Raw genomic sequence first — 16,380 nt, forward strand, 5'->3', positions numbered from 1 at the left:
ACCGCTGCTGAAGGAGCTTTCCGGTGGATGAGCGCACCCGCCTTGCCGACGCGTTTCTTGCGGATGCCGGCTGGGGCGGCGCCCGCCGGCAGGCGATCGCCGGCGACGCCCCGAACCGCCGCTACATCCGGCTGAAGAGCCCGGCCACAGGCGCCAGCGCCGTATTGATGGACGCGCCGCCCGAGGCGGGCGAGGATGTGCGCCCCTTCGTCCGGATCACCGGCTACCTGCGGGGCATCGGGCTGAGCGCGCCCGCGATCCTTGCCGCCGATACAGAGCGGGGTTTCTTGCTGCTGGAGGATCTGGGCGATGACCTCTTTGCCCGGCTGATCCCTGAACGTCCGGAAATGGAGCAGACGCTCTATGCTGCGGCGACTGATCTGCTGGTCATGCTGCACCGTCAGCCGCCGCCGGATCTGGCAAACTACGATCCGCCGATGATGGCGCGCCTTGCCGCGCTGGCGCTGGACTGGTACGCCCCCGGCGCTACGGGAACCAGGGCGAGCGAGGCCGACAAGGCGGCGTTTTTGGCTGAAACAGAGACTGTTCTTGAGGTGGTTCCACCCGGGGGGCGGGTGCTGGTCCAGCGCGACTATCACGCCGAAAACCTGCTCTGGCTACCGGATCGCGACGGCATCGCGCGGGTCGGGCAGCTCGATTTCCAGGACGCGGGCGCCGGCCATCGCGCCTATGACCTCATGTCCCTGGCCGAGGATGCCCGCCGCGACGTGGACCCGGCTTTGGCGGAAAGGCTTATCGCCCACTATGCCCGGCGCACCCGCCTGGATCCGGACAGTTTCCGCAGCGCGGCGGCCACCTGCGCCGCCCAGCGCAACCTGCGCATCCTCGGTGTTTTTGCCCGCCTGTCGCTGCATTTCGGAAAACCGCAATATGTCGACCTGATCCCGCGGGTCTGGAACCTGTTGCAACGCGACCTCGAACACCCGGATCTTGCCGGGCTGCGCGATCTCTGCGCCCTGCCTGAACCGACACAAGCCAACCTGCAAATCCTGAGGGACAAATGCGGCACCATCCCGACGCTGTAATGCTTTTCGCCGCCGGGTTCGGCACGCGCATGGGGGCGCTGACCGCCAACACGCCGAAACCGTTGATCCCGGTGGCGGGCCGCCCTCTGATCGACCATGCGCTGGACCTGACCGAGGGTCTGACCGTGGTGGCCAATACACATTACCTGCCCGAGCAGCTCGAAGCTCACCTGGCACCCAGGGGCGTGGCCCTGTCCCATGAACCCCGGATCCTCGAGACCGGAGGCGGGTTGCGGGCCGCCCTGCCTCTGTTGGGCGAGGGCCCCGTCTTTACCCTGAACTCCGACGCGGTCTGGATCGGGTCAAACCCGCTTGACGTATTGGCCAACGCCTGGCAGCCCGACCGGATGGACGCACTGCTGATGCTGATCCCGCGCGAGAACGCGCGCGGCCACGTGGGCCGGGGCGATTTCCTTGTGGGACCGAACGGCCACCTTTCCCGCGGCCCCGGCCTGATCTACTCTGGCGCGCAGATTGTAAAAACCGAATTGCTGCACAAGATCGAGGATGACGTGTTTTCCCTGAACATCCTGTGGAACCAGATGATCGATGCCGGGCGGCTTTATGGCATCGCCCATGACGGCGCCTGGTGCGACGTCGGACGCCCCGAAGGCATAGCCGTGGCCGAAGCGATGCTCGCCGATGTTTGAGCCAAGCCCCAAACCCCGCGTCTTTGCCCAGGATCCCGGCGTCGATTTTCCCGCCGCCGTGGTCTCAGGCCTGATTGCGCGTTTCACAGATCACCCCCCCGAGGCACTGGCCCGGGTCGAGCTTTACGTCAACACCGCCCGGATGCAGCGCCGTATCCGCACCCTGTTCGACAACGGTCCCGCGCGGCTTCTTCCGCGCATCCGCCTGATCACCGACCTTGCCCGCGACCCGGTTGCCGCCGACATCCCTCCAGCCGTTTCGCCCCTGCGCCGGCGGCTGGAACTTGCGGGCTGGATCACCCAACTGCTCGACGCGCAACCCGACCTTGCCCCGCGGGCGGCGATTTTCGACCTGGCCGACAGTCTTGCGAAACTCATGGACGAGATGCAGGGCGAAGGCGTGTCCCCGGACACCATCCGCGCGCTGGATATTTCCGACCAGTCCGGCCACTGGGCCCGCAGCCTGACCTTCATCTCGGCGGTGGACCGATTCTTTGGCCTCGACAGCGGCGAGGCCCCGGACGGCGAGGCCCGGCAGCGACTGGTGATCGAACGGCTGGCCAAACGCTGGGCGGACACCCCGCCCGACCACCCGGTGATCGTCGCGGGCTCCACCGGCTCGCGTGGCGCCACGGGTCTGTTCATGCAGGCCGTCTCCCGCCTGCCACAGGGCGCGCTGATCCTGCCCGGATTCGACTCTAACCTGCCTGAAAACACCTGGGATCAGCTCGACGACGCCCTTTCTGCCGAAGATCATCCGCAATACCGTTACGCCCATCTGATGCGGCTTTTGAACCTGCATCCCGGGGACATCCGCCCCTGGGTCGACACCCCGCCGCCCAGCCTCACGCGCAACCGCCTGGTCTCCCTCGCCCTGCGCCCGGCGCCCGTGACCGACCAGTGGCAGGTCGAAGGTCCGGCCTTTCAGGGCGTGACCGAAGCCACGCGGAATGTGACCCTGATCGAGGCCCCCTCGCCCCGCGCCGAGGCCACTGCGATCGCCACTGCCCTGCGCAAGGCCGCCGACGACGGGCGCTCTGCCGCCCTGATCACCCCCGACAGGGCGCTGACCCGGCAAGTCACGGCCGCGCTCGACCGCTGGGGCATTTCCCCGGATGACAGTGCCGGTCGGCCCCTGCCCCTGACCGCCCCCGGCCGCTTTCTGCGCCATGTCGCCGACCTGTTCGGACAGCGCCTGACCGCACCTGCGCTGCTGACGCTGCTGAAACACCCGCTGACCAACACCGGCAGCGGCGCGCGCGGCGAGCATCTGCGCCACACCCGCGACCTGGAGCTGGAGTTGCTGCGCCAGGGCCTGCCCTTCCCGACACGGGCCGACCTGGACCACTGGGCCGCCAAGAAGGAGGACCGCCCGGCCTGGGCCGCCTGGGTGGGGCAGATGCTCTGCGGTCACGACACGGTCACGACCCGCAGCCTGACGGAGCACATTACCCACCACCTTGCCCTCGCCGAAACACTGTCCGCCGGACCCGGCACCGAAGGGCCCGGCACCCTGTGGGAAGAACAGCCGGGCCACGAAGCCCTCCGCGTGACCGGACAGCTGGCGCGCGAGGCCGAACACGGCGGCGACTTCACCCCGTCGGACTACCGTGACCTGTTCCAGGCCGTGCTGAACACCGGCATGGTGCGCGATGCGGTGACGCCGCATGCGAACATCATGATCTGGGGCACGTTGGAGGCCCGCATGCAGGGCGCCGACCTGGTCATCCTCGCCGGGCTGAACGACGGCACCTGGCCGGAAATGCCCGCCGCCGATCCCTGGATGAACCGCAAGATGCGCCATGATGCAGGGCTGTTGCTGCCGGAACGGCGCGTCGGCCTTTCTGCACATGACTTCCAGCAGGCCATCGGCGCCAGGGAAGTCATCCTGTCCCGCGCCATTCGTGATGCCGAAAGCGAAACCGTGCCCTCCCGCTGGATCAACCGGCTGACCAACCTGCTGTCCGGCATGTCCGAAGAAGGAAAACGGGCGCTTCAGGAAATGCGCGCGCGAGGAGCGGAGTGGCTGGCTCTCGCTCAGGCAATCGAGGCGCCAACAGTCTCTATCCCGCCCGAACAACGCCCTTCTCCGCGCCCGCCTCTGGCCCATCGCCCCACGCAGTTGAGCGTCACGAGGATCGCCAGGCTGATCCGCGATCCCTATGCGATCTACGCCGAGCGCATCCTGGGCCTGCGCCCGCTGCAATCGCTGCACCAGACACCGGACGCCCCCCTTCGTGGCACGGTGTTGCATGCGGTGCTGGAGCGGTTCGTCAACGAACGCACCGGGGACAACGACCGCGACACTCTCATGGGCATTGCTGCCGAGGTGCTGGAGGACGAAGCCCCCTGGCCCGCCACCCGCGCGCTTTGGCTGGCCAAGCTGGACCGTGTGGCAGACTGGTTCCTGGCCCAGGAGGCCGACCGGCGCACCTGGTCCCGCAACCTCTCCAATGAGGCCCGCGCAGAACACCGGTTCGAGGCGGTGAATTTCACCCTCACCGGCTATGCCGACCGGATCGACGAGGCCAGCGACGGCACACTGGTCATCTACGACTACAAGACCGGCAACCCACCCACCGCCGACATGCAGAAACATTTCGACAAGCAGCTGCTTCTGGAAGCCGTGATCGCCGAACAGGGCGGCTTTGTCGATCTGGGTCCGCGCATCGTCTCGCAGGTCGCCTATATCGGGCTCGGATCCACGCCGAAAGTGGTCTCTATTCCACTGGATCAGGAAGAAATCACCGCCGTCGCCGAGGAATTCGAGGCCCTGATCCGCGCCTATCAGGATCCCGCGCAGGGCTATACATCGCGCCGGGCCGTGCACAAGCAGCGCTTTGACGGCGACCACGATCACCTTGCCCGCTCCGGCGAATGGGACGACAGCCAGCAACCCCACCCGCAGGAGGTCGGCCAATGATCCGAAACGAGGCAAGCCAGGCCCAGGTGGATGCCGCCAACCCGCACAGTTCGACCTGGCTCGCGGCCAACGCGGGGTCCGGCAAGACACGGGTTCTGACCGACCGGGTGGCGCGGTTGCTGTTGGGCGGGGTCAATCCGCAGAACATCCTTTGTCTGACATACACCAAGGCCGCTGCCTCCGAGATGCAGAACCGCCTGTTTGCGCGCCTGGGCGACTGGGCGATGAAAAGCGATGCCGATCTGACCGCCGCCCTGGTCGATCTGGGCATCGATGGCGCCGCCGATCTGCCCCGTGCGCGCCGCCTGTTTGCCCGCGCGATCGAGACGCCGGGCGGGCTGAAGATCCAGACGATCCACAGTTTCTGCTCGTCTCTGTTGCGCCGCTTTCCGCTGGAATCCGGGGTGTCGCCGCAATTTACCGAGATGGACGAACGCGCCGCATCTCTGCTCCAATCCGAGCTGGTCGAGGAGATGGCGGATGGACCCGACCGCGCCCTTGTCGCCGAACTGGCCCGCTTTTACACCGGCGAGGATTTTGTCGGCCTGACCGCCCAGATTGTGCGGCATCGCGACGGGTTTTCAGACGCGGAGCAAGCCGAGGTCTGGTCCTGGTTCGAACTGGATGCGGACTACGACGAGGCGCGGCTGACCGACCAGGCCTTTGCCCCCGGCGACGGCGCCATGCTGGCAGCTCTGATCCCATTGCTGGCAGCTGGCTCCAAGACCGAGCAGGCGGCGGCCGCCAAGCTTGGTACACTCGATGGCGGCAACCTGACCGTCCAGAACCTTCCGGTCCTGGAAAACGTGTTTCTGACCGGGGCCAAGACGAAGCAGCCGTTCAGCGCCAAGATCGGCTCTTTCCCGACCAAGGGCCTGCGCGAGGGGGCCGGGGCCGGACTGATGCCCGGGCTGGAGGGGCTCATGGCCAGGGTCGAAGCGGCGCGGCCGCTCCGAAACAGTCTCTATTCTGCCCGAAAAACGCTTGCGTTGCATCGCTTCGCCCAGCGCTTCATCGACCTGTATGAGATCCGAAAACTGACCCTTGGCTGGCTTGATTTTGACGACCTGATCCGCAAGGCCGGCGCGCTTCTGTCCGATCCGGCGGTGGCGACCTGGGTGCTCTACCGGCTGGATGGAGGGATCGACCACATCCTGGTTGACGAGGCGCAGGACACCAGTCCGGCACAGTGGCAGGTGATCGAACGGCTGGCAGCGGAGTTTACCAGCGGCGAGGGGGCGAAATCGGGCGAGGACCGCACGATCTTCGTTGTCGGCGATCCGAAACAGTCTATTTACAGCTTCCAGGGCGCCGAACCTGCGGAATTCACCCGGATGCGGGACAAGTTCCGCGACGAGCTTCAGCAGATCGGCCAGCCGTTCCAGGCGATGCAGTTGCAGTTCTCTTTCCGCTCGTCGCCAGCGGTTCTTGGCCTGGTCGATCACACGCTTGAGAAACAGGACGGTCTGGGCGAAAGCTTCCTGCATCGCGCTTTCTTTCATGACAAACCGGGCCGCGTCGATCTATGGCCCGTGGTTGAAAAAGTCGAGCACAAGGAGGATCGCGACTGGTTCGATCCCGTCGACCGGCCCGATCCGCAGGATCACCTGTCCACCCTGGCCCGCGCGATTGCCGCAGACATTGCCGAGAAGTTGAAAACAGGCTCTATCACGTCGGAAAAGGGCGAAACCCGGCCGATTGAACCAAAGGATATCATGATCCTGGTGCGCCGCCGATCACCGCTCTTCTTCGCCATCATCAGCGCTTGCAAGGAACTGGGCCTGCCCATTGCCGGGGCCGACCTGTTGCGCATTGGCGGCGAGCTGGCGGTCAAGGATCTGGTCGCGCTGCTGTCCTTCCTCGCCACGCCCGAGGACGACCTGTCGCTTGCCGCCGCCCTGCGCTCACCGCTGTTTGGCTGGAGTGAAGCGCAGCTTTACGCGCTGGCCCAGGGACGGGGCAAGCTCCCGCTGTGGAGGGTGTTGGAAGAACGTGGCGCGCAACATGCGGACACCCACGCCATCCTGCGCGACCTGCGGGATCAGGCGGATTTTCTGCGCCCCTATGACCTGCTGGAACGGGTGCTGATCCGCCATGATGGCCGCCGCCGCCTGCTGGCCCGTCTGGGCAGCGAAGCGGAAGACGGGATCGACGCGCTGCTCTCCCAGGCGCTGGCCTATGAGCGGCTGCAGGTGCCCAGCCTGACCGGCTTCCTGATCTGGATGGAAGCCGAAGAGGTCACGATCAAGCGCCAGGTCGATTCGGCCTCGAACCAGGTACGCGTGATGACGGTACATGGCTCGAAAGGGCTGGAGGCGACAATTGTCTACCTGCCCGACACGACGAAACCGCACCCGCAGGACCGCGACGAGATTGTCGAAGTCGGCGGCCATCCCTGGTGGAAACCACCCGCCACCCAGCACCCCGACGCCCTGGCCGAGGTGATGGACACACGCCACGCGCGCGATCGCGAGGAATGGGTAAGGCTGCTTTATGTTGCCATGACGCGGGCCGAACAGTGGCTGATCGTTGCCGCCGCCGGGGAGGTGGGCAAAACCGCCGAGGACAGTTGGTACGGGCTTGTCGCCGCGGGGTTGGATCAGGCCGGCGCCGTGAAGGCGGAGTTTCCGACCGGCACCGGCAAGAGGTTCGAGACCGGCACCTGGGCACCGCGTCCGGAGGCGGCAACAACGGTGGCGAAACAGGCTCTAACTCTGCCGGAATGGGCCCATACACCCGCACCGCACCGATCCGCAGAGTCCGTCGAAATACTCGCCCCGTCCGATCTGGGCGGGGCAAAGGTGCTGCCCGGCGCGGTTGGCGACGGGGATACCGAGGCGGCAATGACACGCGGCAGCCAGGTACATCTTCTGCTGGAACACCTGCCGCTTTATCCTGAGGCCGACTGGCCGGATCTGGCCGCGCGCCTGCTGGGCACCGGCGAGCTGGCCGCCACGCCGGCCGACTTGCCCGTGCTGTTGGCCGAAGTCACCGCTGTGCTCAAGGCGCCGGATCTTGCACCGCTCTTTGCGCCGGATGCCCTGGCCGAGGTCGAACTGACCGCCCCCGTTGGCGACAAGCGCCTGCACGGCGCGATCGACCGGCTGGTGGTCACGCCCGACCGCGTATTGGCCGTGGATTTCAAGACAAACACCCTGGTCCCCGACCGGCCGGAGCAAACACCCGAGGGGCTCTTGCGGCAAATGGGTGCCTATCACGCCGCCCTCGCGCAGGTCTTCCCCGATCGTCCGGTCGAGACGGCGATCCTCTGGACCCGGGTTGCGAAACTGATGCCCTTGCCCAACGATCTTGTCATGCGCACATTTGGTCGCCTTGACGGGACAGGCAACCATACCTAGGTTCACGACCAACGCCGAATTAGCAGGAGCAATGAAATGGCAACCGTCGCTGTCACCGACGCCACCTTTGATGCAGAAGTCCGCGACGCGGATGTGCCGGTGGTCGTAGATTTCTGGGCCGAGTGGTGTGGCCCATGCAAACAGATCGGCCCGGCTCTGGAAGAGCTGTCCGACGAGCTGGCCGGCAAGGTCAAGATCGTCAAGGTCAACGTGGACGAAAACCCGAATACCCCGGCCCAGATGGGCGTACGTTCGATCCCGGCGCTGTTCCTGTTCAAGGACGGTCAGGTGATTTCGAACAAGATCGGTGCCGCGCCGAAAGCCGCGCTGCAGGGCTGGATCGACGAAAGCGTCTGACCCGCCGGCCTATCCAGCCGCAAGATACAAAAAACCCCGCTCGGTCGAGCGGGGTTTTCTTTTTTCTGGCGCGCCTGCGCAACCAAGCCGAAGCTTAGTCGGCGAGGGCCACACCCAGCAGGACCAGCAGCATGAGCGGGATAACGATGCCAGCCGACGAGGAGGTGGCGGCTTCTTCGACGATGACGGTGGGTTCGACAACGGGGTCGACCAGGGCGCCGGCGTTGGCGGCAGTCGTCGCGGCGGCAACGGCCAGAGCGGCAAGGGTGATTTTTTTCATGTGACTTCTCCATGGGTGGAGCGCGGAACGCGCCCCGGTTTGTGATGGTAATACGGTCAGAAACCGCCAATTGTTGTGAATGGCAAGAGTGATGACGCAGTTTGCGCCCGGTGTTGTCAGATCAGCAACACCTGGGTGCCGGACACGGTCAGCGCAAAGAGCTCGGCGATGTTTTCGTTGTAAAGGCCGATGCAGCCATTGGAGGACTGGCGCCCGATCTTTCGCGTGTCTTGCGTGCCGTGGATTCGGTAGTATTTCCAGCTCAGGTACAGCGCATGCGTGCCCAGCGGATTGTCCGGGCCGGGACCGATGAAATCGGGCCATTCGGGATTTCGGATCTTCATCGACGGGGTGGGTGCCCAACTGGGCCCCTCGACCTTGCGCACAATTCGGGTCCGGCCCCGGCGGGTCATTTCCTCGGTCAGCGGCACGGAGGTCGGGTAGAGCTTGTAGATACTCTCGTCCTCACTCCAGTAGTGCAGTACGCGCGAGGTCGTATCGACAAGGATCGCCCCCTTGCGCAGGTTTTCGAAATACGGCTGCCATTGCAGCGACCGGAAGGACGAGATATTGCGCCGCACGATTTCCGGCTCTTCCTCCATTTCGGTGGTGGAGGCTTCATTCTGGGCGAATGCCGGCGCGGCCATCATGCCGGTGGCGGCCATGGTGGAGCTCAGAAAGGCGCGGCGATTGAGCTTGTTTTCACGATCCTGCGACATGGCACGGCTCCAGTTCGACTGAATTCAATTCTCATATTCTATATTGCCCAAATGCCTCAGTCGCAAATCAAACAAGCATCAATCTGCCGAAAGGGGGCCTGACGGGTTTGATTGACACAGTTCAAACCTATAGATGTGGCGGGATAATTTCCGGTTGAGGTGAAATGCTTATGAAACGTCTGGTCGCGATTCTGTTTGTCTCCGTACTGGCATTGGCGGGCTGCGAAGTTGCCGATGTGCAGACGATAGGCGCGGACGGGAAACCGTTGCCGCGCCCCTACCGCATCGGTGCCGGGTCGAAATCGACGATCCAGTTCCGCATGCTCGACAGCGTCAACGAACTGCGCGCGGCGGCGGGGGCCGGGCCGGTCCAGCTGGACAGCAAGCTGAACGCTGCCGCGGCCACCCACTCCCGCGACATGTCGGTGCAGAACCGGCCCTGGCATTTCGGCTCTGACGGGTCGTCGCCGCTCGATCGGGTGGCGCGCGTGGGCTATACGGGCATCATGCTTGGCGAGAACATCTCGGAAACCTATGAAACCGAGCTGCAAACCCTGTCCGCCTGGATGGAGCAGGCAGATACGCGCGACGTGATCCTGAACCCGCAGGCCGTGAACATGGGCTTTGCCTGGTATCAGGAATCAAACGGCAAGATCTGGTGGACGCTCCTGATGGGCAGCGCCCCGGTGGGTGTGGATCAGCCCTCCAGCTGACCCCCGGACGCGGTTGGTGCCGGCAGGTTTACCGGATAGATGTCCACCGGCGTACCGTTCCTGACCATGGAATAGATCACCTCGATCGCTTCGTCCGAGACCGAGATGCAACCCGCCGTCCAGTCGGGCCCCTTCGGATCCTGTCGGCGCGGCCCGCCGTGGATGAAGATATCCCCGCCCGGGCTGCGGCCCTGCGCCTGGGCGTAGTCCCGGTCGACATTGTTCGGGTAGGAAATCCCCAGGCTCAGGTGAAAGCTGCTTTCCGGGTTGCGACGGTTGATGAAATACCGACCCTCGGGCGTGCGCCCGTCCCCTTCGAACTGCTTGTGTCCCTCCGGCGCAAAGCCAAGATCGACCGAGTAGCTCTTCAGCGCCACGTTTCCATTCATCAGATACATGGTCCGCGTGTCCTTGAACACGGCGATCCGGGTCACTTCCGGCCCATCATACTGCAGGAATTTCGAACGCGGCTTGGCGCAGGAAGACAGGGCCATCACCCCGACCGCCGCTAGGATCGTCATGATATAACGCATGAGCACTGCTGCCTCGTGTTTTCCGATGTCATACACGAAACCGCCCGATCCCGAAAGCCCCGGGCCGCTCAGGTTGTTTTTCAGCGAGTCAGCCCGGCTGCAATCTCGACATGGGTGGACCAGCGGAACTGGTCGACCACTTTGACCGCGCCCAGAGTGAACCCGGCACGGATCAGGATCCCGGCGTCCCTGGCGAAACTCACGGGGTTGCAGGAGACCATGGCGACGCGGGTCAGGTTGCTTGCCGCGATCTCCTCGACCTGTGCCTCGGCCCCCGCGCGGGGCGGGTCGATCACCGCAGCGTCAAAGCGGTTCAGCTCATCGGGCAGAAGCGGGCGGCGGAACAGGTCGCGGGTTTCCGTCGTGACCCGGTGCAACCCTTCGGCGTGCCGCCATCCGGCGTCCAGCGCCGTCATCATCGCATCGATCCCCTCGACTGCGTGCACATGGGCGTGCTCCGCGACCGGCAGGCTGAACGTGCCGCTGCCCGCGAAAAGGTCGACCACGGATTTCGCACCGTCTACCGCGTCCAGCACGGTGGCAAGCAGGGCCGCCTCGCCCGCCTGTGTGGCCTGCAGGAAAGCCCCCGGCGGAGGCGTGACCCGCACCCGGCCAAACAGCTGCGAGGGCGGCACCATCGTCGCGATCACCTCGCCATTCCAGGTCAGGCGCGCCAAACCCTGTTGACCGGCCAGCTGCCCCAGCGCGGTTTCCAGCGCGCGGTCCAGCGGCTTGCCGTCGCGCACGGACACATCCGGCCCCGCGTCGGAGCGCGTGACCGTCACGCTCATCTCGCCCTTGCGCGAGCCGCCCAGCGCGGCCAGGTCTCGCAGGGTCGGAAAGGTGGCAATCAGGTCGGGGTGCAGCAGGTGGCACTCCGGCACTTCGGTAATCACATCCGATTTCGGCGCGTGGAACCCGACCAAGGCCCCTTTCTTGGTGCGCCGCACGGACAGGGTGGCGCGGCGGCGGGTTCGCGGCGCAGAGGTCTCTATCCCGGCCAAATTCGCCTCGATTCCACGGGCAGCCAGTGCCTCGCGCACCACGTTCACCTTCCAACCGGCGACAAATTCATCCGACGCATGCTGCAGCGCACAGCCACCGCAGCTGTTCACGTGGCGACAGGGCGCCTTTACCCGGTGCGGGCTGGGCGTGACGATCTTTGGCGCGGCGATGCGGTCGCCGTCCAGCTCCCCCTCAACGACCTCCCCGGGCAGGGTGCGTGGGACAAAGATCGGCCCATCGGCAATGCCGTCGCCCCTGTGGCCCAGCCGGGCAATCGTGACCTGGGTCATGCCAGAAGCTCCTCTTTCGTCAGGGCAAAGTCCGAGGCGATCCAGCGCGCCTCCAACGTCTTCAACCGCGCGCCCAGCGCCGCCCCCTGAAAGGCGGGCATCAGATCCTGCGCCGAAACAGGGAACCTGCCGCGCGCCCCGTTTCCCAGAGTCAGCCTCTGATTCAGCCCGCGGGGCATCTGCCCATCCGTCATGGCTGCCCGCAACAGGGCCACGTCGCGGGCCAGCCCGTCCCCCAGACGATAGGCGAGCTCCGCGTCCCCTGCCGTCCCGGCCAGAGCCTCGTGCAGGTGATCCAGTGTCCTGACTTCTCCATTGGACAGGCGCAACCGGTCCTTCAGCCCATCGCCTCCCAGGCAGGTCAGACGCCGCATGGCATTCGGCGTCAGGCCGGCCTGGCCTTCCAGATGCACCAGAACTGGCAGGAACCGCGCCTCCGCCCCCGGCAGAACATGGGCCAGAACCCCGGTCTGCACCATCGAGGCCACCGATTGCGACGGGTCCGGCGCCGACAGCAGCTTGCGCATTTCGGACCCGACGCGCTCGTTCGAAAGTGTCTCTAATCCGGCAGAATTCGCGGCGACCGCCGCCAGGCCCTCGGCATCCAATCCGCCCTCGGGATTGCCGTAATGCGCGTGGAACCGGAAAAACCGCAGGATGCGCAGATAGTCCTCGCGAATGCGGTCCTCGGGATTGTCGATAAAGCGCAGGTAGCGGGCGCGCAGATCGGCAAGCCCTCCCAGAGGATCGACGATCGCCCCATCCGGCCGGGCATAAAGCGCGTTCATGGTGAAATCACGCCGATGCGCGTCCTCTTCGGCAGTTTTGGCGAAGGCCACCACCGCGCGGCGCCCGTCGGTTTCCACATCCTTTCGGAACGTGGTGATCTCGAAGGGTTCGTGGTCCACCACAACCGTCACCGTGCCGTGGTCATAGCCGGTCGGCACCGATTTGAACCCGGCCTGGCGCGCCGCTTCGATCACCTGGTCCGGGGTTGCATCGGTCGAAATGTCGATATCCGAGATCGGCACGTCCAGCAGCGTATTGCGCACGCATCCGCCGACGAACAGCGCCTGGAAGCCGGCGTCGGTCAGCATCGCGCAGACCGCCTGCGCGGCGGGGCCGGTCAGCCAGTCATCGGTGATGCGGGTCATCCCTGCACCCGGTCCGCAAGCGCGCGGAGCATGCGGGCCGTGGCGCCCCAGATGTAGTAAGGCCCCCAGGGCACGATGTAATAGTGCCGTTTCGTGCCCTGCCACATGCGCCCTTCGACCGCGAACCGCGCGGGATCCGAAACATGTGAGAAGGGCACACGGAACACCTCGGCCACCTCTCCCGGTTCCGGGGTGGCGTCAAATTCGTCTCTAACCCGTCCCAGAACGGGGGTAACGGTGAAACTGGTCACGGTCTCGTGGAAGGGCAGCCTTCCCAGAACATCCACGTTTGCCGGATCCAGGCCGATTTCCTCGCGCGCCTCGCGCAGGGCAGCCTGTTCCACGGTTTCCGCACCATCCAGCTTGCCGCCGGGAAAGGCGATCTGCCCGGGATGGTGTTTCAGAACCGAGCTGCGCTTGGTCAGAATGACCTGCAGGTTGCCCCGGACCTCGATCACCGGGATCAGCACCGCCGCCGGTCGCAATTTGCGATTTGGCGGCAGCTTGACCCCGGGGTTGAGGTCGAAATCCGACGAGCTGGCCCCCTCGGGAGCCAACGCCGCGCGGATCGGGGCGAAAAGGTCAGTCATCCTGTGCTGCCCCGGACTCCGTAGCCTCGAACCCCAGCGTCTTGGGGTCGAATTCGTAATGCGCACCGCAGAACTGGCAGTCGGCGGTGACGATGCCCTCATCGGTCGTCATGTGCCCGATGTCCTTGGCCGAATAGATCGACATCGAGGTACGCACGCGCTCTTCCGAACAGGTGCAGCCGAACTCAATCCGTTGCGGGTCAAAGACACGCGGCGCTTCCTCGTGGAACAGGCGCAGAAGCAGCTGGGTGGGCTGTACGGTCGGACCGACCAGCTCCATTTCCTCGACCGAATCCAGAAGGATGTTGGCGCGGTTCCAGTTCTCGTATTCATCCTCCGACAGCATGTCGACGGCACGGATGATGCCCTCGTCATTGGGTCCGTTTTCCTCGCCCTGCTCCATCAGCGGCGAGGCCTTGGGCATTTGTTGCAGCATCACGCCACCCGCACGCCAGCTTTCGTCACCGCCAGGCAACATCGAGCGGCCAAAGGTCAGCTGGAACCGGGTCGGCAGCTGTTCGGACTGTGCGAAATAGGCCTTGGCGCAATCAGCCAGGCTGGCCCCCGCGATCGGGGTCATGCCGGTATAGGGTTTCGTCTCGCCGCCCTGGTGGATCAGGATCGCCAGATACCCTTCACCGATCTGGTCGAAACCGGGGGCGTTCGGATCCAGCCGCTCCTCGTCATAGGAGGCATAGGCGCGGATGCGGCCCGGCTCACCTTCCTTCTCGGGGGCATAATAGTCGGTGGCGATCAGACGGGCGGCGCCCTTGCCGCGCACCTGCAGGGACAGCTTCCAGCGCAGCTTGATGGTCTGACCGATCATGGCGGTCAGCATCGCGGCTTCGGCAACCAGGTTTTCGATCGCCGGGGGGTAGTCGTGCTGGGCCAGGACCTGATCCAGCACCCCGTCCAGGCGCAGAACCCGGCCGCGTACGTCGGACTTGTCCAGTTGAAAGGGCAGGATGGTATCATCCCAGGCGATTTTGGCTCCGAGGCTCATGAGGGTTTCCTATTGGCGTTCAGCTTGGCATACCGCGTCTATGTAGGTGCGGCAAGCAAGGGGAAAAGGGCGTGATCCGGCGATTTGGCGAATCAAGACGGTTCGGGCGGCGCTATACGCTGCGTCCGGGGGCCTATGCAATCCTGCCGCGCGGCCGTGACCTGCTTCTGACCCGCCAGCACGAGCCCGATCCCGAGGTGCAGCTGCCCGGAGGCGGGATCGACCCGGGGGAAAGCGTACTTGCCGCCCTGCACCGCGAAGTGTTCGAGGAAACCGGCTGGCACATTGCCAAACCCCGTCGCCTCGGGGCCTTTCGGCGTTTCACCTACATGCCGGACTATGACCTCTGGGCCGAAAAGCTCTGCCACATCTACCTTGCCCGCCCGGTGCGCCCGCATGGGCCGCCAAGCGAACCGGGGCACGAGGTGCTCTGGGCGCCAACAGAGGTCGCCGCCCGCATCCTCGGCAATCCGGGGGACCGTGCGTTCGTCCGGACCTACCTGGCGCCCTGAAATTCGATCATGGTGCAGGATAGGTCATCGGGAAAATCCTGTGTGCCGCAGAACAGGTCAAGGCCCCAGGTCAAGGCCTGAAAGAACTCCGACCCGGTCAGGTTCTGGTTGCGGCGCGCGATCTCCTCGAACCCGGCTTCTTCCAGCTGCTTTCCGTCGTCACCTTCGCATTCGGTAAAGCCGTCGGAATAGAATATCAGCCGCTCCCCCGGCTGCAGCCGGATGCGAAAACTGTCATATTGCGCATCGGGAATCAGGCCGATGGGCATGCCGCCCTGGCCCAGGTACTCCACCGAACCGTCCCCGCGCATCAGCATCGGGTTCGGATGACCGCATTGGGTCATCTCGACCTCGCCCGTGCGCAGATCCAGATACCCCAGCAGCAGGGTGAAATAGTGATCCGACACGATTTCATCATGCATGATCTCATTGAGCCGCCGCGCGACCTCTTGTGGCGGGCGCGGGAAAAAGACCCCGTCGGCCACGCGTTTCAGCGCGACATTGTGGTCCGGCGACCCTTCCGTCAGATAGGAGGCAAGCCGCGCGGTAAGCAGGGCCGAAGCGATTCCATGGCCTGAGACATCGATGGAAAACACCGCCACGCGGTGCTCGTCCAGACGGAAGAACCCGACCAGGTCGCCACCGACATGTCCACAGGGTTTCAGCATGACCGACACCTCGGCCGAGCCGAAATTGCGATACTGATCCCGCACCAGCGCCTGCTGCATCTCGCGCGCTTCGATCAGGTCACGGTCCAGGCTGTCGTAGAGCGTCGAGATTTCCGAAAGCGTCGCGCTGACCAGCCGGTTCTTTTCCTGCAACTCGCGCTGCATGCGCAGGATGCGGTCCCCCGCATTTATTCGTGCGCGCAATTCTTCGGCGTTTGGGGGTTTGGACAGGAAATCATCCGCCCCCACATCCAACCCCTGCGCCACCGCACCCTTTTCCGTCTTCGAGGTCAGCAGAATGAAATAGCCATACTTTTCGCGTTGCAGGGCGCGGAACCGCTGACACAGTTCCAGCCCGTCCATACCCGGCATCATCCAATCCGAGATGATCAGATCAACGTTATACGTATCCAGAAGCGCCAGAGCTTCTTCCCCGCCGGAGGCTTCGATGACCCGGTACCCCTGACGCGACAATGATGCGCCAAGCACGCGGCGCTGAGCCCGGCTGTCGTCAACAACCAGAATAGTCTGCACGACACCGTCCTCCCCCGTGTCGCCGGAACTGGAGCTATACGCGG

The 16,380-nt window shown here is 64.9% G+C and carries 15 protein-coding genes; 7 read left to right on the forward strand and 8 right to left on the reverse strand.

What is annotated here, in order from left to right; translation table 11 throughout:
- The first annotated feature begins 23 nt into the window (after positions 1-23).
- The 5 genes from Q1V43_RS12375 to trxA are packed head-to-tail and all read left to right on the forward strand — an operon-like array spanning position 24 to position 8,335.
- Complete coding sequence (locus Q1V43_RS12375; RefSeq protein WP_300518367.1) at positions 24-1,046, forward strand: phosphotransferase; 1,023 nt, start codon at positions 24-26, stop codon at positions 1,044-1,046.
- Positions 1,022-1,696, forward strand: a complete 675-nt coding sequence (locus Q1V43_RS12380; protein ID WP_300518370.1) for a nucleotidyltransferase family protein — start codon at positions 1,022-1,024, stop codon at positions 1,694-1,696. The genes Q1V43_RS12375 and Q1V43_RS12380 overlap by 25 nt, the downstream gene beginning before the upstream one ends.
- A complete protein-coding gene (gene addB / locus Q1V43_RS12385) occupies positions 1,689-4,619 on the forward strand; it encodes a double-strand break repair protein AddB (protein ID WP_300518373.1) in 2,931 nt (976 codons plus the stop codon). Before Q1V43_RS12380 ends, addB begins: the two co-directional genes overlap by 8 nt.
- The gene (gene addA, locus Q1V43_RS12390) at positions 4,616-7,978 is read left to right on the forward strand and encodes a double-strand break repair helicase AddA (RefSeq protein ID WP_300518375.1); all 3,363 of its coding nucleotides are present in this window, start codon (positions 4,616-4,618) and stop codon (positions 7,976-7,978) included. Before addB ends, addA begins: the two co-directional genes overlap by 4 nt.
- A gap of 36 nt (positions 7,979-8,014) precedes the next feature.
- The gene (gene trxA / locus Q1V43_RS12395) at positions 8,015-8,335 is read left to right on the forward strand and encodes a thioredoxin (protein ID WP_300518378.1); all 321 of its coding nucleotides are present in this window, start codon (positions 8,015-8,017) and stop codon (positions 8,333-8,335) included.
- 94 nt (positions 8,336-8,429) lie between these two features.
- Here the strand turns inward: trxA and Q1V43_RS12400 are convergent, their stop codons facing one another.
- Positions 8,430-8,615, reverse strand: coding sequence for a hypothetical protein (locus Q1V43_RS12400; protein ID WP_300518381.1), 186 nt, complete (start codon positions 8,613-8,615; stop codon positions 8,430-8,432).
- A gap of 116 nt (positions 8,616-8,731) precedes the next feature.
- The gene (locus tag Q1V43_RS12405; protein WP_300518384.1) at positions 8,732-9,334 is read right to left on the reverse strand and encodes a L,D-transpeptidase; all 603 of its coding nucleotides are present in this window, start codon (positions 9,332-9,334) and stop codon (positions 8,732-8,734) included.
- A 170-nt stretch (positions 9,335-9,504) separates the two neighbouring features.
- On the opposite strand from Q1V43_RS12405, the gene Q1V43_RS12410 reads away from it, so the two are divergent.
- Positions 9,505-10,047 (forward strand): CAP domain-containing protein, encoded by a 543-nt coding sequence (locus Q1V43_RS12410; protein WP_300518387.1) that lies wholly within the window; start codon positions 9,505-9,507, stop codon positions 10,045-10,047.
- Here the strand turns inward: Q1V43_RS12410 and Q1V43_RS12415 are convergent.
- The 5 genes from Q1V43_RS12415 to Q1V43_RS12435 form a co-directional block, all read right to left on the reverse strand.
- On the reverse strand, positions 10,032-10,580 hold the full coding sequence (locus Q1V43_RS12415) for a L,D-transpeptidase family protein (protein ID WP_300518390.1): 549 nt from the start codon (positions 10,578-10,580) through the stop codon (positions 10,032-10,034). The genes Q1V43_RS12410 and Q1V43_RS12415 overlap by 16 nt on opposite strands.
- A gap of 80 nt (positions 10,581-10,660) precedes the next feature.
- Complete coding sequence (locus Q1V43_RS12420) at positions 10,661-11,875, reverse strand: class I SAM-dependent RNA methyltransferase (protein ID WP_300518393.1); 1,215 nt, start codon at positions 11,873-11,875, stop codon at positions 10,661-10,663.
- Positions 11,872-13,029 (reverse strand): CCA tRNA nucleotidyltransferase, encoded by a 1,158-nt coding sequence (locus tag Q1V43_RS12425; protein WP_300518396.1) that lies wholly within the window; start codon positions 13,027-13,029, stop codon positions 11,872-11,874. The genes Q1V43_RS12420 and Q1V43_RS12425 overlap by 4 nt, the downstream gene beginning before the upstream one ends.
- Positions 13,026-13,619 (reverse strand): CoA pyrophosphatase, encoded by a 594-nt coding sequence (locus Q1V43_RS12430; RefSeq protein ID WP_300518399.1) that lies wholly within the window; start codon positions 13,617-13,619, stop codon positions 13,026-13,028. Before Q1V43_RS12430 ends, Q1V43_RS12425 begins: the two co-directional genes overlap by 4 nt.
- Positions 13,612-14,622: an Hsp33 family molecular chaperone HslO gene (locus Q1V43_RS12435; RefSeq protein WP_300518401.1), complete on the reverse strand. Its 1,011-nt coding sequence runs from the start codon at positions 14,620-14,622 to the stop codon at positions 13,612-13,614. The genes Q1V43_RS12430 and Q1V43_RS12435 overlap by 8 nt, the downstream gene beginning before the upstream one ends.
- A gap of 71 nt (positions 14,623-14,693) precedes the next feature.
- Between Q1V43_RS12435 and Q1V43_RS12440 the strand changes: the two genes are divergently transcribed.
- Positions 14,694-15,134: an NUDIX hydrolase gene (locus Q1V43_RS12440; RefSeq protein WP_300518404.1), complete on the forward strand. Its 441-nt coding sequence runs from the start codon at positions 14,694-14,696 to the stop codon at positions 15,132-15,134.
- Here the strand turns inward: Q1V43_RS12440 and Q1V43_RS12445 are convergent.
- Entirely contained in the window at positions 15,119-16,336 is a 1,218-nt protein-coding gene (locus Q1V43_RS12445) for a SpoIIE family protein phosphatase (protein ID WP_300518407.1), read from the reverse strand. The genes Q1V43_RS12440 and Q1V43_RS12445 overlap by 16 nt on opposite strands.
- Positions 16,337-16,380 lie beyond the last annotated feature (44 nt).

This window comes from Aliiroseovarius sp. (assembly GCF_030148435.1).
In the GTDB taxonomy this organism is placed as follows: Bacteria; Pseudomonadota; Alphaproteobacteria; order Rhodobacterales; family Rhodobacteraceae; genus JASBTN01.